This window comes from Longimicrobium sp. (assembly GCA_036377595.1).
Classification (GTDB): domain Bacteria; phylum Gemmatimonadota; class Gemmatimonadetes; order Longimicrobiales; family Longimicrobiaceae; genus Longimicrobium.
Genome location: DASUYB010000103.1, coordinates 32044 through 58331 on the forward strand (window position 1 = coordinate 32044; position 26288 = coordinate 58331).

Here is a 26288-nt window from a genome sequence, read left to right on the forward strand (position 1 = left end):
GCCGGAAACGAAACCCGCCCGGCGCTGCGGGGGCGGCCGGGCGGGCAACGGTGCATGGCGCGAGCCCTGCCGCGCCTACGCCTGTCTCCCGCCCCGCCTCATCGCGAAGCCACCCAGTCCGCGCGACGGCGCGCGGAGCGCTGCCCGGTCATGGCCGGAGTGCCGCTGGGTGCGTGCCACGGTGAAGCTCATCTGCCCGAAAAGCTTGGTAGAATGTTGCCGCCGGTACGCTCCCTCGGAGCGTGGGGGCGCACAAGGTAGTGCGGCCTCCGTGCCCCGTCAACGGGAAAGAACGCGCCTCCCGCCCCGCGTCCGCACAGGTGGAATACCGCCCGACTCCCGGCAGGTTCCCGAAGTCCCTGTCATGAAAGACGATTGACCGGCGCAAAACGTTTCGCGGCTCCTGCGCCTCCGCGGGACAGCCGCCGTCCCACGCCGCGACAGCGCGTCCGGAAGGAAAAGTTTTCATGCTCACGCACGGTCGGCAGAGTGAGCAAGCTTTGTACAACTGCTTACCCTGCCGACTCTGCGTGAGTCCCGTCTGTTTGGTTACGTGGGGATGAGGATGGTCAGATGCGTGCGCCGAGGAGCTGCTGCAGGCGGTCGCGGCGGGCGCGGCTCAGGCGCAGCTCGGCGCCGTCGCGCATGATCACCACGTACTCGCCGTGGAAGAGCGGCTGCAGCTCCTTCACGCTCCCCAGGTTCACGATCGTCGAGCGGTGGATGCGGAAGAAGCGGCGCGGGTCCAGCCGCTGCTCCAGCTCGGCGATCGGCTCGCGCAGCACGTGCACCGCGCCGGCGGCGTGGATGCGGACGACGTAGTCCGCCGCCTCGATCCAGTCCACCGTGCGCACGTCCAGCAGCGTCACGCGGCTGTTCTTCTTTACCACGATCCGCTCCGCGTATGCCGACGGGGGAGTCGCCGCCGTCTCGGGCGTCTGGGGGATGGGGGGATTCGGGAGGGGGGATGCGGGGGAGAGCATCCGCGCCAGCCGCGAGGCCAGGTCGCGGACGCGTGCGTCGCCGATGCGGGCGCGGGCGCGGGCCAGGGCGCGGCGGAAACGCTCGTCGTCGAACGGCTTCAGCAGGTAGTCGGCCGCCTCGGCGTCGAAGGCGCGCACCGCGTGCTCGTCGAACGCGGTGACGAAGATCACCGCCGGCGTGCGGTCGGGCCCCAGCGCGTTCAGCACCTCGAAGCCGTCCATCTCCGGCATCTGCACGTCGAGGAAGACGAGGTCGGGCGCGGTGGCGGCGACGGCCTCCAGCGCCTCGGCGCCGTTCCCCGCCTCCGCCACGATCTCCACCCCTTCCTCCGGCTCCAGCAGCACGCGCAGGGTGCGGCGCGCCAGCGGCTCGTCGTCGACGACGACGACGCGCAGCGGGGGCTGCGGCTCAGCCATCGGCCAGCCGCAGCGGCACCTCCACCGTCGCGACCGCGCCGCCGTCCGCGCCGGCGGCCAGCTCGAAGCGCTGGCGATCCCCGTAGAGATGCGCCAGCCGCTCGCGCGTGTTGGCCAGCCCGACGCCGCGGCGGCCGTTCTCCTTCGGGCCGGGGCCGTCGTCGCCCACGCGCAGGCGCAGCATCCCGTCCGCGCGGGTGACCTCCACGCGGACGCGGCCGGCGGCGGCGCGCGCCTCCACGCCGTGGCGGATGGCGTTCTCCACCAGCGGCTGCAGGATCAGGTGCGGCACCAGCGCGTCCAGCGGCGCGTCCGGAGCGACCTCGATCTCCGCGCGCAGCCGGTCCTCGAAGCGGATCCCCTCCACCTCCAGGTATCGCCGCGCGAAGTCCAGCTCCTCGCGCAGCGGCACCTCCTGCGCGTCGCGGTTGCGCAGGGCGATGCGCAGCAGGTCGCTCAATCCGACCAGCATCCGGATCGCCGCCTGGTCCTCCTTCACCCGGATCAGCGAGGCCACGGCGTGCAGGGTGTTGAACAGGAAGTGGGGATGGATCTGCATCTCCAGCGCCTGCAGCCGCGCCTGCAGCAGCTCGCGCTCGAGGGCGGCCTCGCGCTCGCGGCGTTCGTTCAGCGCGCGGTAGTACTGCACCGCGTGGGCGATACCGACCACCGCCGCGTAGCTGAAGACGTTGATGAACAGCTTGGCGAAGAAGCGCTGCACCAGCGTCCCCCCGGGCGCGCCCAGGATCGGCCGGAAGACGATGTCGCCGCCCAGGTCCACCACCGCGAAGCCGAGCGCGCAGACGGCGTGGACGGCCAGGTTGCGCGCGCGGATGCCCTTCTCCAGCGGGAAGCGCGCGGCCAGCCAGAACATGGGCGGGGTGAAGAGCGCCCACAGCCACACGCTCTCCAGGTCCCACAGCAGCACCCGCATCCCCGGCCACCGCCGCCCGCCGAACACGCTGCCCAGGTACGCCTGCGCCTGCCCGAACACCCACACGAACGTCCACGCCGCGAACATCAGCCCCAGCTCGCCCCAGCGCACGGCGAAGCGCGGCCGCGCGGACGCATCCGTGCGCGCGGCCGCCTTCGCGGCGAGCTCCGGTGTCCGGGCTACGGTGATGCTCATCAAACTGAACGGGTTGATGGAGATTGGGCGCGGTCCGCCGATCCTGGCCGCCAACTGTAACGAATGTCGCGCGCGCAGGTCAACCGAAGTGCAGCCAACTGCCCGGATCGTGCGGCGAACTGCGATGCGCGCCTTCAGGATCTTGATGGCTCACGCAGAGGAGCAGAGGCAGCAGAGAACCGATTCGTGTTCTCTGCTGCCTCTGCTCCTCTGCGTGAGGTCCCGCGGTTCAGCGATCTATGGCTGCGGCGCCGGCGGCGCGGCGGCGCCCGTCAGCTCGTTGATGCGGCGCTGGATCTGGGGGTTGTTGGGCGACTTCTGCTGCGCCATCCGATAGCGGACGAGCGCCTTGTCGCGCTCGCCGCGGGCGCGGTACACCTCGGCCAGCTCGAAGTCGACCTGCCCGGAGTTGGGATAGAACTCGGCGTTCAACTCCAGCAGCGCCACCGCCTCGGCCGTCTTCCCCTGCGCGGCCAAGCGCCGCCCCAGCTCGTTCAGCGTGGTCTCGCTGAAGTCGTAGCGCCCCGACGCCAGCGACGACTCGCGCAGCTGGCGGTACCGCGCGACGGCCGCGGGCGCGCCGCCGCTGTCCAGCGCCGCCGCCAGCACGCGGTCGAGCGTGGTGGGGACGGGGAGCCCGCGATGGCAGGTGATGCACCCCACGCCCACCGGCGGATTGCGGCGATGCGGAACCTGCGGCAGCACCTGCGCGTTCAGGTTCTGCGTCATCCGCATCATGAAGCGCGCCTTCTCCTTCGCTGGCTTGTCGTCCGACGCGAAGTTCAGCTGCTCGCGCCCGCCGGGCTGCGCGGGCTCCCGCTCCACGTGGCAGTAGTTGCAGCGCACCCCCAGGCTCATCGCGAAGCCGCGCATAATGGCCACGAGCGAATCGCGCGGGATGTCGCGCGGCAGCACCTTCAGGTTCTCGAAGCGCTCGGGGATCTGCGCGGCCAGCGGCTGCGCGGCGAGCACGGCGGCGAACGGCACCAGCGCGAGCGGACGGATTCGGCGCATGCGGTCGGCCTGTGGCGAGGGGTTGATCGTTGCAACGGGGACCGGCGGAAGATGCGTCCGCAGGTTGTGTGCGCGCCAGATTTTTGTGATCGGAGGAGGATAGAAGAAATCTGAGGAAGGTTAAGGTAAAGTCGGGTTGACAGTTCGGTACGCCCGTTCGCTCATCCTAATGACCGGACGTCGCAAAGACCTGCTGCCGGACGGGCAGATCTCGCGACGGCCGGCTCGGTTCTCAATGCTGCCCCGTCTGCTATGGATAAAGGGGCTTGGTACTGTGACACGGCGCGAGAATCCTCCCGGCTGCATTTGCCCGGTTGTAGCTCTTCCAAGCCGTCCGTCCAACTTGCCAGGCCAGTGCGGCAAAGGCTGCGCCTAAGCGGCGAGGTCGGCTGTTGATGCGCGCCAACTGCTCCACCTTCTTCTGTTTCCATTGGGAGTAGTCGCTCCACGTATTCCTGGCTTGGTAATGGGCCAGTTCCGCATGGGCAGACATACATGCTGAGGTGGTACCTGGATAGAGGCCTTGTTGCTGCGCAAGGCTCGGAGTTGAAGCAACCACAAGCGCCGCGAACGCAACGCTGAGAGGTCGTGTAAGCACGTTTTCCTCATCTCTGTGAAGGTTACCGTCCGGCCCTCACAGGTAACGCTAGTCGCGTGCCAAGAGCCAATTACTGTGCCGTGTTAGTCGATGACGTGATCATTGGGGAGGCCTAGCGATGACGCGCTGGTACGCGGCCAGGATCTCCGCGCGGCCCAGGGTGCCGAGGAACGCGCCCGTCCCGGCGTCGACCACGGGAAGGGAGCCCACGCCGCGCACGCCCATCTTCCGCACCGCCTCCAGCAGCGTGTCGGCGGGATGGACGCTCTCGGACGGGCCGGCCAGGTCGGCGGCGAGCAGGACCGCGCCCAGCGACGGCGCCTCGCCGGCGGCGCGCGCGAGCTCGGCCACGGTCACGATCCCCAGCAGCGCGCCGTCCTCGTCCACCACGGGGTACTCGGTGCGGTCCGCGCGGCCGAGCTGCTCCACCAGGTGCTCGATCGTCGCATCGGCGGGGATCGACGGTGCCGCGCGGTCGTACACGTCGGACACGTGGAGGCCGGACAGCACGTCGCGGTCGGTGCCGTGCTCCAGGTGCTCGCCGCGGCGCCGCAGCCACCCGCTGTACAGCGAGTCCGGCTCCACGTGGCGGGCCACGACCGTTGCGATCACCGTGGCCATCATCAGCGGCAGCACGATCGCGTAGTCGTTCGTCATCTCGAACACGATCAGGATGGCCGTGATCGGCGCCTGCGTCGCCGCGCCCACCACGGCGCCCATCCCCACCAGCGCGTAGGCCTCGGGGTGGAGGCCGAGGCCGGGGAAGAGCTTCGTCATCAGCACCCCGTACGCGCCGCCCGTGGCCGCGCCGATGTACAGCGACGGGGTGAACACGCCGCCCGTTCCCCCGCTCCCCAGCGTCAGCGACGTCGCCACGATCTTGCCCAGCGCCAGCATCGCCAGCGTGGTCCACGCCATCCGCCCGAACACCTCCACCCGCACGGCCAGGTGCCCGTAGCCCACCAGGACTCCCCCGCTCGCCCACACCATCAATCCCACCACCAGCCCGCCCAGCACGGGAAGGAGCCACGGCCGCAGCTTCAATCGCTTCGCCAGCGACTCGGCGCCGAAGAAGGCGCGCACGTAGAGGACGGAGACGAGTCCCGCCAGCACGCCCAGCACGGGGTAGAAGAGGATGACCTCGCGGCGCAGGGTGAAGCCGTACTGCGCGGGGATGGGAAAGGCGGGATGGTCGCCCAGGAAGGCGCGCGAGACGACGGCCGCCAGCACCGCGGCGACGACGACGGGCGGGAAGGCGGCCACGGCCAGCGAGCCCAGCACCTCCTCGAGCGCGAAGAAGGCGCCGGCCAGCGGCGCGTTGAACGACGCGCTGATCCCCGCCGCCGCGCCGGCGCCGACCAGCACCTTCACCCGCTCGGCGTCGAAGCGGAAGGCGCGGCCGAGGACGGAGCCCACCGTCGCACCGAGCACGGCCACGGGGCCCTCGCTCCCCGCCGAGCCGCCCGAGCCGAGCGTCACGGCGGATGCCAGGATCCGCACCAGCGCCGGCCGCGCGGGGATCTCGCCCTGTCGGCGCGCGACGGCGAGCTGGACCGCCGCGACGTTCTCGCCGCCGGCGCGGCCGCGCAGCGAGCGCACGAGGGCCCACGCCGCCAGCAGCCCCGCGGCGGTGATCAGCGGGCGGTAGACGGCCAGCACGCCGCGCCCCAGCACGTTCCCCGTCCAGCGGTAGAAGACGGTGAAGGCCAGGTCGATGCAGCGGTAGAAGGCCACCACGCCCAGCGCGCCCACCAGCCCGATGGCCACCGCGAAGCCGAGGAGAATGGCGTTCTCGCTCAGCTCGCGGCGGTTGAACCAGTCCACGAACGCGCCCCACCCCCTCGCCGCGCGCGCTTGCCCCACCCGCATCCCGCGCCCGACGCGCCGCGCCGCCGACGCCGCGCGCCGCCGTCCGTGGCGCACCCGCCGAACCGCCTTCCGCCGCCACGCCCGCCGCGACCGCGCCTGCCGCTCCACCAGCGAGGGAACGTGGTGCGGCTCGTCGTACAGCAGCGTCTCGTCGTCGGCGGCGGGCGCGCGAGGCGGCCGCGGACGAGAGTCGCCGTCCGCGGGGGTGATGGCGCGGGGCGGGGCCTCGCGGGTTTCGTCGCCGTCTGCTTCCACGATCCGGACCTCGGGGAGCCGCCGTTCCGGAGCTCCCCGCCTGCACGGATCGAACCCGGAAGCTCACAGATGGGTGCCCATACGCTTTCGCATGTGGGGATGTTCCCCTCACGCATGTGGGGGACGGACGGATGCGGGAAACGGATGGGTTTGCGATCTTTCGTAGATTTCACGCCCATCATTGGCTTCGATCCGGGTTCCGATGCTCGTCCCCAAGCTGTTCACCACGCTGAAGGGCTACACGCGCCGGCAGCTGGCGTCCGACCTCACCGCGGGCGTCATCGTCGGCATCGTGGCGCTGCCGCTGTCCATCGCCTTCGCCATCGCCAGCGGGGTGACGCCGCAGGCGGGGCTGTACACGGCCATCGTCGCCGGCTTCCTGATCAGCGCGCTGGGCGGCTCGCGCGTGCAGATCGGCGGGCCCACCGGCGCGTTCGTCGTCATCGTCTACGGCATCGTGCAGAAGTACGGGGTGGACGGCCTCACCGTCGCCACCATCCTCGCGGGCGTGATGCTGGTCGTCTTCGGCGTCGCCAGGCTGGGCGCGGCCATCAAGTTCATCCCCTTTCCCGTGGTCACCGGGTTCACCAGCGGCATCGCGGTGATCATCTTCTCCGGGCAGATCAAGGACCTGCTGGGGATCCGGATGGGCGCGGTCCCCGCCGACTTCGTGGGGAAGTGGGAGGCCTACGCCGCGCACGTCTCCGCCGTGACCCCGCACGCGGCCGTCGTGGCCGCCGCGGCGCTGGCGATCCTGGTGCTCTGGCCGCGGGTGAGCCACCGCGTTCCCGCGCCCTTCGTGGCGTTGGTCGTCACCACCGCGATGGTGCCGCTGCTGGGGTTGCGGGTGGAGACGATCGGGTCGCGCTTCGGCGAGATCTCCGGCGCGCTTCCCACTCCGCGTGTGCCGCAGATCACCTGGGCGGACTTCCGCGGGCTGATCGCCCCCGCCTTCACCATCGCCCTGCTCGCGTCGGTGGAGTCGCTCCTCTCCGCGGTGGTGGCGGACGGGATGATCGGCGGGAAGCACCGCTCGAACATGGAGCTGGTGGCGCAGGGGGTGGCCAACATCGCCTCGCCGGTCTTCGGCGGCATCCCCGCGACGGGGGCGATCGCGCGGACGGCCACGAACATCAAGGCGGGCGGGCGCACGCCGGTGGCGGGGATGGCGCACGCGGCGACGCTGCTGCTGGTGACGCTCTTCTTCGGGCGCTGGGCCGCGTACATCCCCATGGCCACGCTGGCGGCCATCCTGGTGATCGTGGCCTACCACATGAGCGAGTGGCGCACCTTCCGCTCGGAGCTGGCCGGCCCGAAGAGCGACGTGGCCGTGCTCCTCGCCACCTTCGTGCTGACGGTGCTGATCGACCTGACCGTGGCGATCCAGGTGGGGATGGTGCTGGCCGCGTTCCTGTTCATGCGGCGCATGGCCGAGGTCACCAACGTGACGGCCATCACCCGCGAGCTGGCGGACGGCGGCGAGGACGCGCAGCTGCGCGGCGGGACGGTGCCGAAGGGCGTGGAGGTGTACGAGATCGACGGCCCGTTCTTCTTCGGCGCCGCCGAGAAGTTCCGCGAGACCATGGGCGCGGTGGAGACGCGGCCGCGCGTGCTGGTGATCGGGATGGAGAAGGTGCCGGCGATCGACTCCACCGGCCTCCGCGCGCTGCGGGCGGTGGTGCGCGGGGCCAGGAAGGACGGGACGGCGGTGATCCTGGCCGGCGTGCACGCGCAGCCGATGGTGGCGCTGGGGAAGAGCGACCTGCTCGACGAGATCGGCGACGAGAACCTCTGCGGCACCCTCTCCGACGCCCTCACCCGCGCGCGGGAGATCCTGGGGATTGCGCCGGTGAACGCGTTCGACGCGGCCGCTCCGCGACGGGCTGAGGGTGAGGTGGAGAAGGAGACGGCGCGGGTGGAGTGAGGCGCCGCATCGCGCCCTCTCCGGCTCGCCTGGCTCGCTACCTCTCCCGTACCGGGGCCCGTACCGGGAGAGGTAGCCGCCCCGGCATCCGTCCTTCCCGGCAAGTTGCGGCGCTTGTCCTGGATTCTCGCGCGGATGCCGCGTTCGCAGTCCCGAAGGGACTTTGTGCTGTTGTTGCCGCGTATTCGGCACGCTCGTAGCTAAGTGCCAGTCCTGCAAGGGTTTTGCCGCTGTCCGTCCGGCCCTGCTGTCGGTTGGTGCTGTCCGTTTCCCGAATCACGCCACGGACCGCAGGCGCCGACCGTCGCGGGCGGCTGCGACAGGGGCGCCGGAGCCGCTTCCAACGCCGCTACGGCGTCCTGTATCGCGGTGAGCGGGCCGATGGGTGACGGAAAGGCGGAGGCGTATCTCATCTCCATCAACAGAAACAGAAAGGTTCGCACGGTCCCGAGAGAGAACCGAAAAGCTCAGCGAATCCTGGACCTGATACAAGTTGGTCCACGCGCGAGCCGCGACGGGCAAGGGGCCCGCCGCGGCTCGTTTTTCACCTTCATGATCTTAGGTCAACCGGCCGTAACGAGCGGAGCCACCCTTGCGGTTCACGGCATGATTGTGTAGCAGCGGAAGGTGTAGCGGGCCTGCGCCGTGGCCCCGGAACTGTCGGTGACCGTGAAGGTGACCGTCAGGTAGGTGCCGGGGCTGCACACGCCTTCGATGTACGAGGACTCCGGGCCGTCCTCGCGATACGTCTGGATCACGTTCCAGTTGAAGGTGTTCCCGCCCGTTCCGCCACTCACCTCGCCCGAGCAGGCGGTGGTGTGGTAAGAGCCCCCGCTGGGGCCCGTGTCTTCGCAAAACAGGTTGGTGACGTGCAGCGTGCCGCCGAGGGTGGCGCGGGGTGTCGTGGTGCCCGGCTCGCGTGCCCCGGGGAGCGTTGGAGCATCTGTGCAACCTGCCAACGCGAAGGCGATTACGGCCACGGCTGATGTGACGAGACGGCGCATGCATCCTCCTTGGTACGTGGGCCACGGGGGTGGGGCGACAGCGGAAGTACTGCCCGCCACCCCGTCGTGAACGTCACTCTCCTCTGGTGCCAGACGACGCGAATATCATCCTTATACGACATAAAATCAAGTGTTTCCCCGAAGGCTCGCCCTACGCGGGCCACCGCTTTCCCTCTCGATCCCCATCTCACGCAATGGCATTTTTCAATCTTCTGTCGAACGCACCGTCCGCCTTGCCAAGCCCGCAGACGTGGCGGCGATGGGCTCGGCAGGTCCAGCGGCTTACTGCCGCAGAGCGAAGGGAGGAACGGAGGAGCAACTCCGTTCCCCCCGTTCCTCTGCGTTTCCTCTGCGTGAGATCAGTTGGTCATCCTCCGCCACGACGGAGGCCGCGGCCGGCGCGGGCGCCGGTGACCTGCGCGTTGCGGATCTCGGGGACGCCGTTCACGATCACGTGCACGATCCGGAGGCATGTGGATGATGCGGAGGCAGTCTTGAGCGGCGTGCTCTGGCGACGTGTCGAGTGCGAGCGGAAGTTGCGGGAGCGCGGGGAGTAGCGACCTAAGTGCCGCCAAACCGGATCGGGAGATACGAGGTCTGCTGTCTGTTTTACTGTTCGTTGGCGTTGCAAGATGCGCTGTTCGGCAACGGTGGATGTGCAGGTTGCGCGCGCACATCTAGTGATTTCGCCGTTTTCCGAGCATCTTGCTCAACCATGAGTCTCAAGGCCGTTTCTGCCGTGAATTCATTCGCCCGGCCCAAGCTTGACCGCCGCTGAGTCTGTCTCTCCCTACAGCTCCATCTCCCATGTCTCCGCCATCAGCGGCAGGCCGAAGTGGTCGTGCACCTCCTCGTTCACCACGCGGAAGCCCGCGCGCTCGTAGATGCGGCGCGCGGCCAGGAGCACGCTGTTCGTCCACAGCACCATCTTCCGGTACCCCGCCGACCGCGCGAACGCGATGCACTCGTCCACGAGCCGGCCGCCGATCCCCAGCCCGCGCGCGGAGGGCTCCACGTAGAGCAGGCGCAGCTTGGCCGTCTCGTCGTCCATCTGCGTGCAGAACACCGAGCCCACGATCTCGCCCTCGCGCTCGGCGATCCAGCTGCGCTCGCGGGCGGGATCGAAGTGGTCGATGAAGTCCGCCACCACGCGCGCCACCAGCGCCTCGAACCGCTCGTTCCACCCGTACTCCTGCCAGTACAGCACGCCGTGGCGGTGGGTGATCCACCCCATGTCGCCCGGGCGGTGCGGGCGCAGCGTGTAGGGCGCCTCCGCCGGGCGGCCGCCCAGCATCCGCTCGATCCGCTGCATCGTGCCGATGAGCGCGCGCCGCTCGTCGTCCGCCAGCGGTGCCAGCATCCCCGCGATCTCGGCGTGCGCGGCGGCGTTGAGGCCGCCGAATTCGTCGCGTCCGGCGCCGGTGAGCGACAGGTGCGACTGCCGCGCGTCCTTCTCCGACGGCGTGCGGGCGACGAGGCCGCGCTCCTGGAAGCGCGCCAGGATGCGGCTCAGGTACCCCGCGTCCAGCGCCAGCCGCTCCGCCAGCTCCGTTGCGGTGATGCCGTCCTGGTGCGCGATCTCGTACAGCACGCGCACCTCGGTAAGCGTATACGGGGAATGGAGATGGCCTTCGCCCAGCGCGCCTACCTCGCGCGTGTAGAAGCGGTTGAAGCGCCGTACCGCGGCCACCTGCGTGTCGATCTCGTCGGTTGCCATCGCGATGCTCTGCAGTCTCGGGATGCGGTGAGCCCCTCATCCCAAGGGTAAGCAGATTGATTGACCGAGTCAACTATTTGAGTGCGATGAGATGATCACCCTCTCCCGTCCTATCGTCTCCACACCTCGCGGTCCGTGACGACGGCGTCGAGCGGCAGGTCCCACGTCTCGGTGGGGATGTGATCCATCTCCTGGAAGGAGAAGAAGATGCCGCAGCGGAAGCCCCGCCACTCGGGTGCGCCGAAGAGCCGGTCGTAGTATCCCGCGCCGCGGCCGAGGCGATTGCCCGCGCGGTCCCACGCCAGCCCCGGCACTAGCGCCGCGTCGATCTCCGTCTCGGGGATGGTGGGGCAGCGCGCGGGGTCCGGCTCGCGGATGCCGTAGTTGCCCGTGAGCAGGTGGTCGAGCGAGGAGACGCGGTGCAGCGTCATCGCGTGCGATTCCGGCACCGTGCGCGGGTAGACGACGGTGATGCCGCGCCGCAGCGCCTCGGCCGCGATGGCATCCGTCGTCACCTCCTCCGGCAGGTCCGCGAAGAGCAGCAGCGTGCGCGCACCGGCGATCTCCGGCACCGTCCACAAGCGCGCGTCGAGCGCCGCCTCGGCCGCCTCGCGCTCCGGCTCGGTCAGCGCCCGCAGCCTCCGCCGCGCCTCCGCCCGCAGCTCCGCCTTCGTCATGTCGCCGAACGAAGTCCGCGGAGGCGGACTGTGTGTCGTTGTAGCCGCGACTTCAGTCGCATCGTCCCCAATCTCCCCCGCATCGTCCCCAATCTCCCCCGTATCGTCCGTCAATCCGCCGCCAGCGCGGCCGCCACCTGCGCCGCGACGCGGGCATTGTTGCGCAGCAGCGCCACGTTCGCCTCCAGCGACCGCCCGCCGGTGCGCTCGGCCACGGCGCCGAGGAGGAACGGCGTCACCTCCTTGCCGCGGATCCCGCGCGCGTCCGCCTGCCGCAGCGCGTCGGCGATCGCCGTCTCCACCTCCGCGGCGGGGAGCGCGTGCTCGGCGGGCGGGGGAACGCAGAGGAGGAGCGCGCCGGGAAGGTTCATCTCCTCGTGCGCCGTCCACAGCTCCGCCACCTCCCGCGGCGAATCGACCCGCACGTCCACGGAGAGCCCGCTCTCGCGCGAATAGAAGGCGGGGAGCTCGTCCGTCCCGTAGCCGGCGACCAGCACGCCCGCCGTCTCCAGCGCCTCGCGCGTGGCGGGGAGGTCGAGGATCGCTTTCGCGCCGGCGCAGACGACCAGCATCCGCGTGCGGCCGAGCTCCGTCAGGTCAGCGGAGACGTCGTGCGCGCCGCCGCGGTGCACCCCGCCGATCCCGCCCGTGGCGAACACCGACGCACCGGCCAGGTCCGCCAGCCACATCGTCGCCGCCACCGTCGTCGCGCCGTCCAGCCCGCGCGCGGCGGCGATGGGCAGGTCGCGCGTGGAGAGCTTCAGCACGCCGGACGCCGTCCCCAGCCGCTCGATCTCGTCTCCGCTCAACCCGACGACCGGCCGGCCGGCGACGACGCCGACGGTGGCGGGAAGGGCGCCGTTCGCCGTGACCTCGGCCTCGAGCTCGCGTGCCACCTGCAGGTTGCGGGGATGCGGCAGCCCGTGCGCGATCACCGTCGATTCCAGCGCGACCACCGCGCCGCCGTCCTCCAGCGCGCGCTGCAGGTGGAGGGGAATATGGATCTGCATTCGCCTCGATGTTCGGTCCAGTGGCCGCCGTGCATCCGCGCGGCGGGGCGGATAAGTTACGGCGGACCCTTCTGCCGCGAAAACCGATGACCGTTCACGACGCGCCCGCGCCCCCCGCCGGGCCGCAGACCGCCGCGCCGCCGCTGGGCGACATGCCGCCCGAGGAGTTCCGCCGCCACGCGCACGCCGCGGTGGACTGGATGGCCGACTACCTGGCCGGCGTGGAGCGCTTCCCCGTCCTCTCGCGGGTCGATCCGGGGGACGTGGCCGCGATGGTCCCGCCGCATCCGCCCGCGCGCGGCGAGGACTTCGCCGGCGTGCTGGCCGACGTGGACCGCGTGGTGATGCCGGGGATCACGCACTGGAATCACCCCGGCTTCCACGCGTACTTCGCCATCACCGGCTCGGCGCCCGGCATCATCGGCGAGATGGTGGCGGCGGCGCTGAACGTCAACGGCATGCTCTGGCGCAGCTCTCCTTCCGTCACGGAGATCGAGGAGCGCGCGCTCGACTGGCTGCGGCAGCTGCTCGGCCTCCCCGAAGTCTTCCGGGGGACGATCCAGGACACCGCCTCCATCTCCACCCTGGTCGCCATCGCCACGGCGCGCGAGGCGGCGGGGGTGAAGGTGCGGGAGATGGGGATGAGCGGGCGCGATCTGCCGCGGATGCGCGTCTACGCCAGCGAGCAGGTGCACTCGTCCATCGACAAGGCGTGCATCACGCTGGGGCTGGGGATGGAGGGGCTGCGGAAGATCCCCACCGACGCCGAGTTCCGCATGGACGCCGCCGCGCTCGAGGCGGCGATCGAGGAAGACCGCGCCGCGGGGATGCTCCCCTTCTGCGTCGTCGCCACCTCGGGGACGACGTCGACCACCAGCATCGATCCCATCCCCGCCATCGCCGACGTGTGCGCGCGGCGGAAGGTGTGGCTGCACGTCGACGCGGCGTACGGCGGGTCGGCGGCGGCGGTGCCGGAGCTGCGCTGGGTGCTGGCGGGGGCGGAGCGGGCGGACTCGCTGGTCGTCAACCCGCACAAGTGGATGTTCACGCCCATCGACATCTCCGTGCTCTACCTGCGCGACCCGGAGGTCTGCCGCCGCGCCTTCTCGCTCGTCCCCGACTACTTGGCGACGCCGGAAGGGGAATCCGTCACCAACCTGATGGACTACGGCCCGGCGCTGGGGAAGCGCTTCCGCGCGCTGAAGCTGTGGTTCGTGCTGCGCTACTTCGGCGCGGAGGGGGTGGCCGCGCGCATCCGCGAGCACGTGCGGCTGGCGCAGGAGCTGGCGGGGTGGATCGATGCCGAGCCGTTCTGGGAGCGGATGGCGCCCACGCCGCTGAGCCTCGTCGTCTTCCGCCACCGCCCGGCCGGATTGTCGGATGAAGAGGTCGACGCGCACAACGAGCGCATCATGGCCGAGGTGAACGCGGGCGGGCGCATCTTCATCTCCCACACGCGCCTGCACGGGCGGATCGCGCTGCGCCTGGCCGTCGGCAACATCCGCACGCAGGAGCCCCACGTCCGCGCCGCCTGGGACCTGCTCCGCGAGACGGGCGATCGCCTGCTGCGCGAGTCGTAGGCTCTCATTCCGAGGGCGGCCAGACCGTCGCCGCGTGGTGAAGAAATGCCTGCAGCCCGAGGAATCGGTAGCCGGCGTCCGAGCATCAGGCCGCCTGTCGCCCGGAAGCCGGGCCAAAGATTCCTCAGGCGCCCGGGACTTGGAGCGGTGGACGTTTCGGAGAAGCGCCTTCGGAATGACAGAATTGGCGTCGCTGCGCTGAGTAGCCGCGCGAAGCGCCCAGGTCCCTCCCCCAGTCGGTTTTGGGGGAGGGACAGGCGCGTAGCGCCAGGGAGAGGGCCCCTGCGGCGCCGGCGAGCACGTTCCCTGCGGGGCGTTAATGTGGACTTCTTCGACGGACGGGAAGCATGAGCGAGAACGGGCGGAAGGTCGTAGTCGTCACCGGGGCCAGCGGCGGGATCGGGGCGGCGGTGGCGCGTGAGCTGGGGCGGCGCGGATGCGCGCTGGTGCTGTCCGCGCGCAACGAGGACGCGTTGCGCGAGGTGGCGGCGCAGTCGGGAGACGCGGTGCACGTGGTCCGCGCGGACGTCACCAGCCGCGCCGACGTCGAGCGCCTGCGCGACGAGGCGCTCTCCGCGTTCGGCCACGTGGACGTGTGGATCAACAACGCCGGCCGCGGCATCAACCGCACCGTGCTGGAGCTGACCGGCGCCGACATCGACGCCATGATCGCCGTCAACGTGAAGGGGCCGCTCTACGGGATGCAGGCCATCATCCCCCACTTCCAGGAGCGCGGCGAGGGGCACCTGATCAACATCTCCTCCTTCCTCGGCCGCGTTCCCATCGTCCCCATCCGCTCGGCGTACAGCGCGGCCAAGGCGGCGCTCAACTCGCTCACCGCCAACCTGCGCATGGACCTGCGCATGCGCGGGTCCGACATCCACGTCACCACGGTGATGCCGGGGATGGTCGCCACCGCGTTCGCCGACAACGCGCTGGGCTCCACCGACGGCGTGTCCGGCGTGCGCCCGACCGGCCCGATGGCGCCGCAGACGCCCGAGGAGGTGGCGGCCATCGTCGCCGACGCGATCGACCATCCGCGCCCGGAGGTGTACACGAACCCCGCGAACCCGGGGATGGCCCGCGCGTACTTCGAAGATGTCGCCGCGTTCGAGGAGCAGGCCGCGCGCGCGATCACGCAGATGCTCTCGCAGTCCGCCGCCGGGGCCTGATTCCTCGAAAAGCGGAAATCCTTCCGATCGTCGCTTCGCGGCACGGAATCGGCAATCCGCTCCCGCACGGAACGGACGGGATCTCGAGCGCGGAGGACGGGGTGCCGGGCGTCGACCCGATGCTGCTGGAGACGGACGAGGGGAAACGGCTGGAGGCGGAGTGGTTCCGCGCCGTCCGCCGCGGCGACTTCGCGGCGGCGTGGCGCGCGAGCGACGCCGTGCTCCGCGCGCGCGTCGGCGTCCCCTGCTGGCACCTTCCCCGGCACGAGCAGTGGGTGTGGGACGGCACGCCGCTCGACGGCCGGCGCGTGCTGATCCGCTGCTACCACGGCCTGGGCGACACCCTCCAGTTCATCCGCTACGCGCCGAGGGTGAAGGCCGTCGCCGCCGAGGTGACCGTTTGGGCCCAGCCCGCGCTTCTCCCGCTGCTGCGGACCGTCTCCGGCATCGACCGCCTGCTCCCGCTCCACGACGGCGTCTGCGAGGCGGAGCACGACGTGGACGTGGAGGTGATGGAGCTCCCGCACGTCTTCCGCAGCACGCTCGCCGATCTCCCCGCGGACGTCCCCTATCTCCACGCCGATCCGGCCCCGCTCGCGAAGGATGGCCGGCTCGCGGTCGGGCTGGTCTGGCGGGCGGGGGATTGGGACGACCGGCGCTCCATCCCCCTGCCGCTCCTGGCGCCGTTGGCGGACGTCCCCGGCGTCGCGCTCCATCTTCTCCAGCGCGGCGATGCGCTCGCGGAGGCGCCGGACGGCTTCGGCGTCGTCTCCGGCTCCGACGACGTCACGGAGTGCGCGCGGGTGATGCGTGCGCTCGACCTCGTCGTCACCGTGGACAGCATGCCCGCGCACCTGGCCGGCGCGCTGGGGGTGCCCGTGTGGACGCTGCTGCACGCCGACTGCGACTGGCGCTGGATGGACGCGCGCGACGATTCGCCGTGGTACCCGACGATGCGCCTCTTCCGGCAGGAGCGGCAGGGCGATTGGGAGCCCGTCGTGCGTCAGGTCGCCGCGCATCTCCGCCGCCTAGCCGCGAGCCGGGCTCGGATCACCGTGCCGCGGCGGTCCGCCCACATGCCGCATCCCACGCTGACGTCATCCTGAGGCCGGCCTCACTGTAATCAGCGTCAGAGCAAGCGCTTGCAGGCCGAAGGATCTATAGCCGCGGCAGCACGAGATCCGGTCAGACGCACCGATCCTTCACCCGGACCTGGTACGAGAGAGGGATGGGAAGGAGAAGGCGGACCTAACGCAGCTCCGGCACGCGGATCCAGCGGCGCGACCCGGCGACGCTGTCGATGCGGACTTCGAGCGCGCGCAGCTCGGGGGTGCCCATGCAGCCGAGGTAGTCGTCCACGCGCTTCGTGCGGGCGCCCGCGTGGATTGTGAGGTACACGGAGGGGAGGTCGGTGGCGTAGGTCGGGCACAGCCGCGAGCCCTCGATCCGCGCGGGCAGCTCCCAGAAGCCGATCCGCGCGGCCTCGTCGACCAGTGACGCGAAGTCGGCCGCGGCGATCGTCCCCGCGCCGGGAGGCGTGTCCGCGGGCCAGACCGACGCGAACCGCACCTGGCCCGCGCGCGTGAGGGTGAGGCGGTACGCGGGGCAGGTGCCGTAGCAGCGCGTCCGCTCCAGCACGATGCTGTCCGCCCGCACCTGCGCGGTGGATTCCGCCGGGCGTGCGGCGGGGCGCGGGCACGCGGTCAGTGTCAGCAGCGCGGCGGCGGCCGCGGCGGCGATGCGCTTCATCTCCATTCCCTTCCCGAGGCCAGGATCTCCCGGATTGCCGCGGCGTCCACCGGCTCGGAGACGAGGTAGCCCTGCGCGTAGTCGCAGCCGATGGCGCGCACTTCCGCCAGCTGCGCCTCCGTCTCCACCCCCTCCGCGATCACCGCCAGCTCCAGCCCGCGCGCCATCAGCGCGATGGTGCGCACCAGCTGCGACGGCGCGCTTCCCTCCTCCATCCGTCCCACGAACGTCCGGTCCACCTTCAGCGCCTTCATCGGCAGGCGGTGCAGCGCGGAGAGCGACGAGTAGCCCGTGCCGAAGTCGTCCAGCTGCATCTCGATCCCCAGCTCGCGCAGCTCGTCCAGCACCGACCCCGCCGCCTCGCTCTCCAGGATGGCGCTCTCGGTGATCTCCAGCTTCAGGTGGCGCGGCTTGAGCCCCGTCTCCGCCAAGGCCGCGCGGACTGCGTCCACCAGCCCGGGCTGCGCCAGCTGCCGCGCGGAAAGGTTCACGCTCACGGCGATGCGCGCGCCCAGCTCGCGCCGCCACTCGGCCAGCTGGCGGCAGGCCTCGCGCAGCACCCACTCGCCCAGCGGCACGATCACTCCCGTCTCCTCGGCGGTGGGGATGAACTCCGCCGGCTGGATCAGCCCCCGCTCGGGGTGCTCCCAGCGGCAGAGCGCCTCCACGCCCGCGACGCGCCCGGTCGACAGCGAGACGATCGGCTGGTAGTGCAGCCGGAACTCGCCGCGGGTGAGCGCGCGGCGCAGGTCCGTCTCCATCTGCAGCCGCGAGAGCGCCTGCGCGTGCATGGTCCGGTCGAACACCTCCCACGCCAGGCCGCCGCCGCCCTTGGCGCGGTACATGGCCATGTCGGCGTTGCGCAGCAGGTACTCCGGCCGGTCGTACCCCAGCGTCGACAGGGCGATGCCGATGCTGGCGGAGGTGAACACCTCGTAGCCGCTCAGGTTCACCGGCGCGGACACGGCCTGCACCACGCGCTCGGCGATCATGGTGGCGTCGTTCGCCTCCTCCAGGTTCGTCAGCAGGATGGCGAACTCGTCGCCGCCGAAGCGCGCCACCGTGTCCGTCGCACGCACGTTCTCCAGCAGCCGCCGGGCCACGGCCACCAGCAGCTCGTCGCCCACGTGGTGGCCGAGCGAGTCGTTCACCACCTTGAAGCGGTCCAGGTCCAGGAAGAGCACCGCGAACCGGTGGCCGCCCGCGTTGAAGCGCAGCAGCGCCTCGCCCAGCCGCTCCATGAACAGGTGCCGGTTGGGAAGCCCGGTGAGCGAGTCGTGCAGCGCGTCGTGGATCAGCCGCTCCTCCACGCGCTTGCGCTCGGTGATCTCGCCGCCGAACAGGTGCACCGTGCCCAGCGCCGGCTGCGGATGGTACGTCCACGCGAACACGCGCCCGCCGAAGCGCGCCTCCTGGTTCGGCAGCACCTTCCCCGACCGCCCCGCCTGCCGCACCAGGCGGGGATGCTCGCCGGGAAGGATCCACGCGGGCTCGCTGACGCCGAGCTCGGCGACCAGGCGCTCGCCCGCGGCGTTCAGCCACAGCACGCGGCCGTCGCCGGCGCATTCCAGGATGGGATACGGGTTCTCGCGCGCGAAGGCGGCCAGCCGCTGCGTCTCTTCCTCGGCGCGCATCCGCTCCGTCACCTCGCGCGAGTTGACGATGATGCCGCGGATGCGCGGGTCGTCGAGCAGGTTGCGGCCGATGGCCTCGAACACGCGCCACGAGCCGTCGCGGTGGCGGACGCGCACGGTGAGGGGGCGCCCCGCGCCCGGCGTCTGCCGCGAGGCGCGGATCTGCGCCAGCGCGGCCTCGCCGTCCTCGGGGTGGATCAGCTCCAGCGCGCTGCGGCCGATCACCTCGTCGGGGTGCCAGCCGAGCAGGTGGATGACGGACGGGGTGACGTAGCGGGTGGTGCCGTCCTCGTTGATCACGTGGATGACGTCGCGCGCGTTCTCCACCAGCGCGCGGAAGTACGCATCGCTGTGGCGGAGCGCCTGCACGGCCGCCTCGCCGTCGACCACGCGAGGGATCGGCAGCAGGCCTTCCTGCGGCGGGAGGAGCGTGTCGGTCATCGCGGAGTGGAGCGGGTCCGCCGGAGCGGGGTCGCGGGGCGCGCGATCCGGTGGGCGGGCGCGCGGTGGAGCGGCACGGACGGGGGGGAGATGTGTCGCGTTGCTGGCGATTGCGCGGCAAAATAGCACACAGTCGGCGATCGCGGAACACCCGCGTTGAACCGGACGGCCTGCGGGTACGGCGCGCAGCACGCCAGCCGACAATATTGCGCCGCGTGCGGCGGTTCCCTCGGCCGGCCGCGGAGCGCCGGTGAATCTGGCGCCGCCGCGCAATACCGCGTTACACTGCCGCCTGCACGTCCGGCTGCGCCGGGGCGGGAGATCCGGTGCTGGGAGGGGCGAATGAATTCGCTGCAACAACCACACGAAGTCCCCCTGCGGGGACTACGGAGGTTCGAGGCCGACGCGGGTGTGGCGCTCGGAGCGGACTTCCTGAGAAGCCGCTGCGAGCACCAGAGCATCGGCCTCACGAGAGCCAGTAGTCCGCGAAGGCGGACTTCGTGTGGTTGTTGCCGCGGATTTATCCGCCCTTCACAGCCTTGGCTCGGGCCCGAACCCCGCGGTTCATCCGGATCGAATCACAACGACGCTGCTCGAATGCGATGAGCCTTCCCACCGTGACCGTCACCCTCCCCGACTGGGTGGACTCCGCTGTGGAGATCGGCCGCGCCTACGCCTCGGACGAGGAGAAGATGCGGCTGGCGATCGAGCTGTCGCGGCAGAACGTGCTGCACGCCACGGGCGGCCCCTTCGGCTCGGGGATCTTCGAACGGGAAACGGGAACGCTCGTCACCGTGGGCGTGAACAGCGTGGTGCGGCTGAACAACTGCACGCTTCATGGCGAGATGGTGGCGTTCATGATGGCGCAGGCGCGCCTCGGCCGCTTCACGCTGAAGTCGCCCGGCGGCCCCGAGTACGAGCTGGTGACGAGCTGCGAGCCGTGCGCCATGTGCCTGGGCGCCACGCTCTGGAGCGGCGTCACCCGCGTGGTCTGCGGCGCCCACCGCGACGACGCGCGCCGCCTGAGCTTCGAGGAGGGCCCCGTCTTCCCCGAGAGCCACGAGTACCTCGAGGCGCGGGGGATCGAGATCGTGCACGGCGTGCTGCGCGCCGAGGCCAACGAGGTGCTGGAGCTGTACCGCGCCCGCAAGGGCACCATCTACAACGCCTGAAACGTCCGCCGGATGCCCGCTTCGCTTTCCGAGCACGAGCTGATCGACCAGGAGGCGCGCCTGCGCCGCGCCAACGAGGGCTTCGCCCGCCGCTATCCCGGCGAGGGCGGCGCGCGCCAGCCCGTGCACACCGTGTACGGCGGCGCGCAGCTCTTCCGCTCCGATTCCACGGTGAAACTGGGCCAGGTAGCCCGTCGCGCGCTGGCCGAATACGCGCCCGATCCGGAGACGCTCGCCGCCGCGGTGGGGATGGCCGGCGGGGCTTTCGCCGAGCGCGTCTACGCCCGCGTGGTGGAGAAGCTGGAGCGCGAGCCGGTGGAGGACTTCCGCATCGACTTCGAGGACGGCTACGGCAACCGCCCCGACGCCGAGGAGGACGGCCACGCCGAGTCCGTCGCGCGCGAGGTGGCCAAGGGGCTGTCCGAGGGCACGCTCCCGCCCTTCCTCGGCATCCGCGTGAAGACGCTCAGCGAGGAGCTGCGCGGCCGCAGCGTGCGCACGCTCGACCTCTTCCTCACCACGCTGGTGCGGGCGACGGGCGGCGCGCTCCCGCCCAACTTCGTGCTCACGCTCCCCAAGGTGGCGCTCCCCGAGCAGGTGGACTTCTTCGGCGACGTGCTGCAGGCGCTGGAGCCGCGGCTGGGGCTCTCCACGGGGACGCTGAAGTTCGAGATCATGGTCGAGGTGCCGCAGGCCATCATCGGCGCCGACGGCCGCTGCATGCTTCCCGACCTGGTCCGTGCCGGCGAGGGGCGCATCACCGCCGCGCACTTCGGCACCTACGACTACACGGCCGGCGTGGGGATCACCGCCGCGCACCAGCACATGCGCCACCCCGCGTGCGATTACGCGAAGCACGCGATGCAGGTCTCCCTCGCCGGCACCGGCGTCTGGCTCTCCGACGGGTCCACCACGGTGATGCCCGTCCCCGTGCACCGCGCCGCTCCCGACGGGCCGCCGCTGACACCGCAGCAGCAGGCGGCGAACCGCGAAAGCGTGCACCGAGCGTGGAAGCTGCACTACGACGACGTGCGCCACTCCCTGGTCGGCGGCTTCTACCAGGGGTGGGACCTGCACCCCGCGCAGCTTCCCACGCGCTACGCCGCCGTGTTCGCCTTCTTCCTCGAGAGCGTCGATTCGGCCGGCGCGCGGCTCAAGAACTTCGTGGAGAAGGCCGCGCAGGCCACGCTCGTCGGCGACGTGTTCGACGACGCGGCCACGGGGCAGGGACTGCTGAACTACTTCCTGCGCGGCATCAACTGCGGCGCGCTGACCGAGCAGGAGGCGCTGGAGATGACCGGGCTCACCCTCGACGAGCTGCGCGGCCGCTCCTTCCTCAAGATCCTCAACGGTCGCCGCCTGCTCGGCTGACGCCTATCTTCCGCGGATTGGTCCATCGGCGGCGCTCCTCCCGGGGCGCCGCCGATTTCGCTTCCGCCGCGATGCCGATCACGCTACCTTCATCCCATCTCCCGCCTCGATCTGTCATCCTCATCCCACGGAGACGCGGCCATGCGCAAGGTCCGGCTGAACCTCGACGCGCTGCGGGTGGAGTCGTTCGACACCTCGTCCGACGCGGCGCGCCCGCCTCGCGGCACCGTGCACGCGCGCGGCGTGATCGCCGAGCCGTACTCCCAGTTCCAGCAGTGCGGCTCGTATCCCAACTGCCCCAGCCCGCTCTGTGTCGACACGCCGCTGGCCAGCTGCGACGGCAGCTGCGCGTGGACCTGCGGCGACAGCTGCAACGGCACCTGCAACTCCTGCGTGACCTGCAACACCTGCCAGGAGAGCTGCAACGGCACCTGCTACCTGTGCATCCCGCCGGACCCGCAGATCAACGGCGTCTACGTCGGCGGCTGAAGTCCTTGAACCGATAGGGTTTGGGCGTGTTGGGCGCCGAGACGCCCAAACGGGCTGCGCGCGCCGTAGGCCACGATACCGCTGTGGCCAACGGCGCCGGGCCCCCGGCGGGTTCGTCACCGCCGAGGGCCCGTCTCGATGATCCCGCATCCGCGCCGCCGCCCCGCCGGGGTCCCGGCCCTCCGGGCGCGCATCCCTCACGCAGCGGCGGGGCCGCGGTCGCTCACGCGGTGCATTGCGCGGTGCACTCGTAGCACACGGGGTAGCCCGAGTCGCAGGTCTGGCCGCTACACTGATAGCACACGGGATACCCCGAGTCGCAGCTCGTTCCGCCGCAGGTGGCCGGGTAGCCGCAGCTCGCCTCGGGCGTGGTGTCGAAGCAGAACCGGGTGGCGTCGTTCGCGACGACCGTCCCGTTCTCATCGTCCGCCCCCTGCGTCTGGAAGGGCTCCACGACGAGCTTCTCGGGGTCCAGCCGGAGCTTCTTCATCGTTCTCTCCGCGTTGTGGAGTGGGCTCCCGCCGCGAGAGATTCGCGGCTGGTCGATCCGGTGGGTGATCGCGAAGAACCGGTGTACCGTCCAACACGACAGAGGCTCGTCCAGAACCGGCTGGAAGTCAATGGACGTGCACAGGCGACGAAGCGGTCCGTAGAGCGCCGGCAACGAAAGCGCCCACCGGGATGGCCCGGCGGGCGCGGTCGGGCTCGACGCTCGTCAGTACCATCCCGCCGGGAGCTGCCTCACGATGACGCGCTCCACGTCGTCGGCGTCGCGCTCCAGGTACACGGCGCGGCCGGTGGCGCTGATCGCCACGGGAAGCTTCGTCCCGTTCAGCGTCCCCAGGTAGCGCCCGTCCGGCGTCACCAGGTCGATGGGGCCGGGATCGCCGATGTTCGCGGGCGTGCGCTCGATCCAGATCTTCCCGGACGGCGTCACCACCATCCCCTGGATCGTGCGCACGGTGTCGGCGAACTGCAGCTCGCGCACGCGCTGCTCGATCTGCTCGCGCGACGGTCCCGGCGGCGGCCCCGCCGGCCCGCCCCCACCGCCCGGGCCGCCGCGCACCACCATGATCATCCCCCGCCCGGACCGCATCTGCTCTCGGACCCGTTCGCGCGCGCGCTCGCGGTCGCGCTCCGTGGGCCGGCGTACACGCACGGGGCGCTGGATCCAGCGCACGATCCGGCCGCCCGGGTCCAGCACCTTCACCGTGTAGAGCTGCGTGTGGGTCAGCGCCACGCCGCCGTTCGGCAGCACCCCCCACAGCGTCAGCGGCGAGAACTCCGGCGGCCCGGTGATGCGGAAGTCGAACTGCCCGGGCCCGCTCGACCGCGTCTGCGCTACCATGTTGTCGGGAATCTCGAACAGCCGCGCCGTGCTCCCCGCGCCCGCCAGGCTCACGCGCGAGAGCACCTGGCTCTGCGGCAGCGAGCGGGTGTTGCGCAGCGCCTGCGGCGTCATCATCCCCAGTCCCGGGCGAAGCATGGCCAGCACGCCGCCGCGCGGCTCGGGTGCCAGCACGCGGCCGGGAAAGCCCCACTCGGGCCGCATCGGCACCGTGCGCCGGAACGCGCCGTCGGCCCCGAAGAGGGTGAAGTTCTGGTGGGCCATGTCCAGCACCGCCACGCTCCCGTCCGCAAGGATCGAAAGCGCGGTCGGCACCTCCAGCTCGCCCGGCCCGCCGCCCTTCTTCCCCAGCTGCCGCACGAAGCGCCCGTTGCGGTCGAACACCAGCACGCGCGCGTTGCCGCGGTCCAGCACGTACAGGTTGTCGGCGCGGTCGAACACGGCCTGCTCGGCGTTGTTCAGCATCTCCCAGCTGCGCTCTTCCATCGTGCCGATGCCGAACACGGTGGTGATGCGGCCGCCCAGCGGCCGGTCGCGCTCGGGAAGCCGCACCACGCGCTGGGCGTGCGCGGAGGCGGCCGCCAGCGCGAGCGCCGCCGCCGCGATTCCTGACGTTCGCAGGGACATGGTCGGAGATGGGTTGGAGACGGAATCGATCGCGGCGTCGCCACCGCCGCGGGAGAGTGCCCGTTCGACCCCCGCACGCGCGACGAGCGTTGCCGCCGCAGGATTACGAGACGATGAAGGGCCGCCTCGACGGCGGCCCCTCGCGGCTCACACCAGCTCGAAGGTGGTCTTCCCCTCCTCCACCTCCACGCCGGTGAGCTTCACCTGCACGCGCTCGCCCAGGTCCAGCCACTGCGCGTGCGGTCCGCGCTCCGCCTCGGCGCGCACCGGGGGATCCTCGATCTGCACCTCCACCCGACCGTCGTGGATCCCCAGCACCGTCGCGTGGAAGTGCTCGCCCACGCGCCCGCGCAGCATCCACGCCTCGGCGACGTCGACCACCGCTCGGTCCAGCCGGCTGGCGCGCGTATCGGCGTCGTTCATCACCTTCGCCAGCTGGGGGAGGCGCGCCCGCACCCGCGGATCGGGCCCGCGCCCGGCGAAGAGGTCGGCCACCAGCTCCAGCACGTAGCGGTCGGCCAGGCGGCGGAGCGGGGCCGTGCAGTGCGCGTACACCATCGCCAGCGCGTGATGCTGCGGATCCGCCGGCACCTGGCCGTCGAAGGCCACGTAGTCCGCCCCGCGCATCACCCGCTTGGCCTGCCAGACGAGCGCCGCCGCGTTGGGGTTGGCCAGGTCGATCCCGCGGATGAACTCCGCATAGGAGACGGTGGGCGGCCATGGGAAGCGCAGCGCCTTCGCGGCCCGGCGGAACTTGGCGATCGCGCCCTCCTCCGCCGGCGGCAGGACGCGGAGGATGCCGACCTTCGCCTCGACCATCCGCAGCGCCGCCGCATGGCCGGTCAGCAGCGACACCTGCGAGTTCCAGTCCTCGGACAGGCTGGGCTGCTCGTACTCCAGCTCGTAGCCCAGCCGCGCGGCCGCGGTGCGCTGCACGTGCTGCGTCAGGATCGGCAGGGAGACGCCGCCGCGCTCCGCCTCGCGCTCGCGCCGCCGCTCGCCGAACTCCTTGAGCACCACCAGCGAGTCCGCCCACTCCTCGCCGCGAAACCGGTTTCCGCCGCCTTCGACGTGCTCGAGCGCCTGCTGATAGGTGAGCTGCGCGCGGCTGCGCACCAGCGCCCGCTCCATCGTCCACGACACGATCTCCGCGCGCTCGTCCAGCTCGAACGCGAAGACGAACGCGGGCTTCACCGCACCGGGAAGGAGGCTGGCCGCGCCTTCGCTGAGCGCCGGGGGATAGAGCGACTTCCGGCAGTCGGGCGCATAGAAGGTCGTCCCCCGCAGCCACGCCTCGCGCTCCAGCGGCCCGTCCGCATCCACCCAGAAGCCCACGTCGGCGATGGCGTACCACACGCGGAACCCGCCGCCCGCGCGCTCCAGCCGCAGCGCCTGGTCCAGGTCGCGGCTCCCCGGCGGGTCGATGGTGACGAAGGGGATGCCGGTGAGGTCCGTCCTTCCAGGTGCCGACGCGGGGTCGCTCCGCGCCGCCGCCTCCGCGGCCTGGACGACCTCCGGCGGAAACTCGGCCCGTACGCCGAGCGCCTCGCGCTTGCGCGTGAATGCGGCCTCGATGAGCGCGACGCCGGGGTCGGTTCCGCTGCGAGCGGGCATTTGTCGGCAGGGGAAGACGGGAAACTGCCCAGGGTGGAGACGCCCGACTAACCTGCGGCGTACCCCTGTTCCGCGCCAGCATGCTATGAATTTCGCAGGAACTACTCGAAGGCGGGAAGTGACGCGATCAGCCGAAGAAAGCCCGGCGGGGTGCCGGTGTACTGTAGCACAAGTTTGGTGCAGTTGGATCAACGTGGCGGGAATTAATCGATTTTAGGCGCCTTATGTCCGACCCCTCCGTCCACGTGGGAGATAGTTTCCGCCCGCAGACGCGGAAGCCTCCGCGTCCCATCCCTCAAAAACCCCCAAGGACCGTTCCGATGAAGATCCGTATTGCCGTGCTCGCCGCGATGATCCTGGCCAACGTGGCGGCCTGTGCGCAGTCCCCGACCGCTGTTGATCCGAGCCGCCGTTCCCCGGTGCCTTCCGTGCGCGAGGGCGATGTGACCGACACGACCTCGAGAGGCGGCGGACTCCTCGGGAGCAACCACTGA

General features: G+C 71.0%; 21 protein-coding genes. 8 read left to right on the top strand and 13 right to left on the bottom strand.

Annotated features, from left to right (window positions below):
- Positions 1-569: 569 nt before the first annotated feature.
- The 4 genes from VF092_16365 to VF092_16380 all read right to left on the bottom strand — a co-directional run bounded on the left by VF092_16365 (position 570) and on the right by VF092_16380 (position 6265).
- Positions 570-1400 carry a LytTR family DNA-binding domain-containing protein gene (locus tag VF092_16365; GenBank protein ID HEX6748874.1) on the bottom strand — a complete coding sequence of 277 codons (831 nt, stop codon included), beginning with the start codon at positions 1398-1400 and terminating at the stop codon, positions 570-572.
- A complete protein-coding gene (locus VF092_16370) occupies positions 1393-2529 on the bottom strand; it encodes a sensor histidine kinase (protein ID HEX6748875.1) in 1137 nt (378 codons plus the stop codon). Before VF092_16370 ends, VF092_16365 begins: the two co-directional genes overlap by 8 nt.
- A 237-nt stretch (positions 2530-2766) precedes the next feature.
- The gene (locus tag VF092_16375; GenBank protein HEX6748876.1) at positions 2767-3543 is read right to left on the bottom strand and encodes a c-type cytochrome; all 777 of its coding nucleotides are present in this window, start codon (positions 3541-3543) and stop codon (positions 2767-2769) included.
- Positions 3544-4240: 697 nt separating this feature from the next.
- A complete protein-coding gene (locus VF092_16380) occupies positions 4241-6265 on the bottom strand; it encodes a chloride channel protein (GenBank protein ID HEX6748877.1) in 2025 nt (674 codons plus the stop codon).
- Positions 6266-6467: 202 nt separating this feature from the next.
- Here VF092_16380 and VF092_16385 point away from each other — a divergent pair, with 202 nt between their 5' ends.
- A complete protein-coding gene (locus VF092_16385) occupies positions 6468-8189 on the top strand; it encodes a SulP family inorganic anion transporter (protein ID HEX6748878.1) in 1722 nt (573 codons plus the stop codon).
- Positions 8190-8788: 599 nt separating this feature from the next.
- Here the strand turns inward: VF092_16385 and VF092_16390 are convergent.
- The 4 genes from VF092_16390 to VF092_16405 form a co-directional block, all read right to left on the bottom strand.
- Positions 8789-9193, bottom strand: a complete 405-nt coding sequence (locus VF092_16390; protein ID HEX6748879.1) for a hypothetical protein — start codon at positions 9191-9193, stop codon at positions 8789-8791.
- Between the two features lie 790 nt (positions 9194-9983).
- A complete protein-coding gene (locus VF092_16395; GenBank protein HEX6748880.1) occupies positions 9984-10910 on the bottom strand; it encodes a bifunctional helix-turn-helix transcriptional regulator/GNAT family N-acetyltransferase in 927 nt (308 codons plus the stop codon).
- 110 nt (positions 10911-11020) lie between these two features.
- Positions 11021-11587, bottom strand: coding sequence for a 5-formyltetrahydrofolate cyclo-ligase (locus tag VF092_16400; protein HEX6748881.1), 567 nt, complete (start codon positions 11585-11587; stop codon positions 11021-11023).
- Between the two features lie 110 nt (positions 11588-11697).
- A complete protein-coding gene (locus tag VF092_16405; protein ID HEX6748882.1) occupies positions 11698-12597 on the bottom strand; it encodes a pseudouridine-5'-phosphate glycosidase in 900 nt (299 codons plus the stop codon).
- Between the two features lie 86 nt (positions 12598-12683).
- Between VF092_16405 and VF092_16410 the strand changes: the two genes are divergently transcribed.
- The 3 genes from VF092_16410 (at position 12684) to VF092_16420 (ending at position 16455) form a co-directional block, all read left to right on the top strand.
- Positions 12684-14177, top strand: coding sequence for an aminotransferase class I/II-fold pyridoxal phosphate-dependent enzyme (locus VF092_16410; GenBank protein ID HEX6748883.1), 1494 nt, complete (start codon positions 12684-12686; stop codon positions 14175-14177).
- Between the two features lie 347 nt (positions 14178-14524).
- Positions 14525-15349, top strand: a complete 825-nt coding sequence (locus VF092_16415; GenBank protein HEX6748884.1) for an SDR family NAD(P)-dependent oxidoreductase — start codon at positions 14525-14527, stop codon at positions 15347-15349.
- Positions 15350-15450: 101 nt separating this feature from the next.
- Positions 15451-16455 (top strand): glycosyltransferase family 9 protein, encoded by a 1005-nt coding sequence (locus tag VF092_16420; protein ID HEX6748885.1) that lies wholly within the window; start codon positions 15451-15453, stop codon positions 16453-16455.
- Positions 16456-16597: 142 nt separating this feature from the next.
- Here VF092_16420 and VF092_16425 read toward each other — a convergent pair whose 3' ends face one another.
- Both VF092_16425 and VF092_16430 read right to left on the bottom strand, forming a co-directional pair.
- Positions 16598-17098 (bottom strand): DUF6438 domain-containing protein, encoded by a 501-nt coding sequence (locus VF092_16425; GenBank protein HEX6748886.1) that lies wholly within the window; start codon positions 17096-17098, stop codon positions 16598-16600.
- Positions 17095-19173 carry an EAL domain-containing protein gene (locus tag VF092_16430; GenBank protein HEX6748887.1) on the bottom strand — a complete coding sequence of 693 codons (2079 nt, stop codon included), beginning with the start codon at positions 19171-19173 and terminating at the stop codon, positions 17095-17097. The genes VF092_16425 and VF092_16430 overlap by 4 nt, the downstream gene beginning before the upstream one ends.
- A 602-nt stretch (positions 19174-19775) precedes the next feature.
- On the opposite strand from VF092_16430, the gene VF092_16435 reads away from it, so the two are divergent.
- The 3 genes from VF092_16435 to VF092_16445 all read left to right on the top strand — a co-directional run bounded on the left by VF092_16435 (position 19776) and on the right by VF092_16445 (position 22205).
- Entirely contained in the window at positions 19776-20345 is a 570-nt protein-coding gene (locus VF092_16435) for a nucleoside deaminase (GenBank protein HEX6748888.1), read from the top strand.
- Between the two features lie 12 nt (positions 20346-20357).
- Positions 20358-21716 (top strand): hypothetical protein, encoded by a 1359-nt coding sequence (locus VF092_16440; protein ID HEX6748889.1) that lies wholly within the window; start codon positions 20358-20360, stop codon positions 21714-21716.
- 141 nt (positions 21717-21857) lie between these two features.
- The gene (locus VF092_16445) at positions 21858-22205 is read left to right on the top strand and encodes a hypothetical protein (protein HEX6748890.1); all 348 of its coding nucleotides are present in this window, start codon (positions 21858-21860) and stop codon (positions 22203-22205) included.
- A gap of 223 nt (positions 22206-22428) precedes the next feature.
- On the opposite strand, the gene VF092_16450 is transcribed toward VF092_16445, so the two are convergent.
- The 3 genes from VF092_16450 to VF092_16460 all read right to left on the bottom strand — a co-directional run bounded on the left by VF092_16450 (position 22429) and on the right by VF092_16460 (position 25794).
- On the bottom strand, positions 22429-22695 hold the full coding sequence (locus VF092_16450) for a hypothetical protein (GenBank protein ID HEX6748891.1): 267 nt from the start codon (positions 22693-22695) through the stop codon (positions 22429-22431).
- A gap of 225 nt (positions 22696-22920) precedes the next feature.
- On the bottom strand, positions 22921-24180 hold the full coding sequence (locus VF092_16455) for a 6-bladed beta-propeller (protein HEX6748892.1): 1260 nt from the start codon (positions 24178-24180) through the stop codon (positions 22921-22923).
- Between the two features lie 147 nt (positions 24181-24327).
- Complete coding sequence (locus VF092_16460) at positions 24328-25794, bottom strand: RNB domain-containing ribonuclease (protein HEX6748893.1); 1467 nt, start codon at positions 25792-25794, stop codon at positions 24328-24330.
- Between the two features lie 320 nt (positions 25795-26114).
- On the opposite strand from VF092_16460, the gene VF092_16465 reads away from it, so the two are divergent.
- Positions 26115-26288: a hypothetical protein gene (locus tag VF092_16465; protein ID HEX6748894.1), complete on the top strand. Its 174-nt coding sequence runs from the start codon at positions 26115-26117 to the stop codon at positions 26286-26288.

What these genes read in the sequence shown, in the direction of transcription:
- VF092_16450 (HEX6748891.1), bottom strand. Translation starts at nt 22,695, where the DNA reads ATGAAGAAGCTCCGGCTGGACCCCGAGAAGCTCGTCGTGGAGCCCTTC.
- VF092_16425 (HEX6748886.1), bottom strand. Translation starts at nt 17,098, where the DNA reads ATGAAGCGCATCGCCGCCGCGGCCGCCGCCGCGCTGCTGACACTGACC.
- VF092_16460 (HEX6748893.1), bottom strand. Translation starts at nt 25,794, where the DNA reads ATGCCCGCTCGCAGCGGAACCGACCCCGGCGTCGCGCTCATCGAGGCC.
- VF092_16435 (HEX6748888.1), top strand. Translation starts at nt 19,776, where the DNA reads ATGAGCCTTCCCACCGTGACCGTCACCCTCCCCGACTGGGTGGACTCC.
- VF092_16455 (HEX6748892.1), bottom strand. Translation starts at nt 24,180, where the DNA reads ATGTCCCTGCGAACGTCAGGAATCGCGGCGGCGGCGCTCGCGCTGGCG.
- VF092_16410 (HEX6748883.1), top strand. Translation starts at nt 12,684, where the DNA reads ATGACCGTTCACGACGCGCCCGCGCCCCCCGCCGGGCCGCAGACCGCC.
- VF092_16415 (HEX6748884.1), top strand. Translation starts at nt 14,525, where the DNA reads ATGAGCGAGAACGGGCGGAAGGTCGTAGTCGTCACCGGGGCCAGCGGC.
- VF092_16465 (HEX6748894.1), top strand. Translation starts at nt 26,115, where the DNA reads ATGAAGATCCGTATTGCCGTGCTCGCCGCGATGATCCTGGCCAACGTG.
- VF092_16365 (HEX6748874.1), bottom strand. Translation starts at nt 1,400, where the DNA reads ATGGCTGAGCCGCAGCCCCCGCTGCGCGTCGTCGTCGTCGACGACGAG.
- VF092_16370 (HEX6748875.1), bottom strand. Translation starts at nt 2,529, where the DNA reads ATGAGCATCACCGTAGCCCGGACACCGGAGCTCGCCGCGAAGGCGGCC.
- VF092_16375 (HEX6748876.1), bottom strand. Translation starts at nt 3,543, where the DNA reads ATGCGCCGAATCCGTCCGCTCGCGCTGGTGCCGTTCGCCGCCGTGCTC.
- VF092_16445 (HEX6748890.1), top strand. Translation starts at nt 21,858, where the DNA reads ATGCGCAAGGTCCGGCTGAACCTCGACGCGCTGCGGGTGGAGTCGTTC.
- VF092_16430 (HEX6748887.1), bottom strand. Translation starts at nt 19,173, where the DNA reads ATGACCGACACGCTCCTCCCGCCGCAGGAAGGCCTGCTGCCGATCCCT.
- VF092_16400 (HEX6748881.1), bottom strand. Translation starts at nt 11,587, where the DNA reads ATGACGAAGGCGGAGCTGCGGGCGGAGGCGCGGCGGAGGCTGCGGGCG.
- VF092_16395 (HEX6748880.1), bottom strand. Translation starts at nt 10,910, where the DNA reads ATGGCAACCGACGAGATCGACACGCAGGTGGCCGCGGTACGGCGCTTC.
- VF092_16405 (HEX6748882.1), bottom strand. Translation starts at nt 12,597, where the DNA reads ATGCAGATCCATATTCCCCTCCACCTGCAGCGCGCGCTGGAGGACGGC.
- VF092_16440 (HEX6748889.1), top strand. Translation starts at nt 20,358, where the DNA reads ATGCCCGCTTCGCTTTCCGAGCACGAGCTGATCGACCAGGAGGCGCGC.
- VF092_16390 (HEX6748879.1), bottom strand. Translation starts at nt 9,193, where the DNA reads ATGCGCCGTCTCGTCACATCAGCCGTGGCCGTAATCGCCTTCGCGTTG.
- VF092_16385 (HEX6748878.1), top strand. Translation starts at nt 6,468, where the DNA reads ATGCTCGTCCCCAAGCTGTTCACCACGCTGAAGGGCTACACGCGCCGG.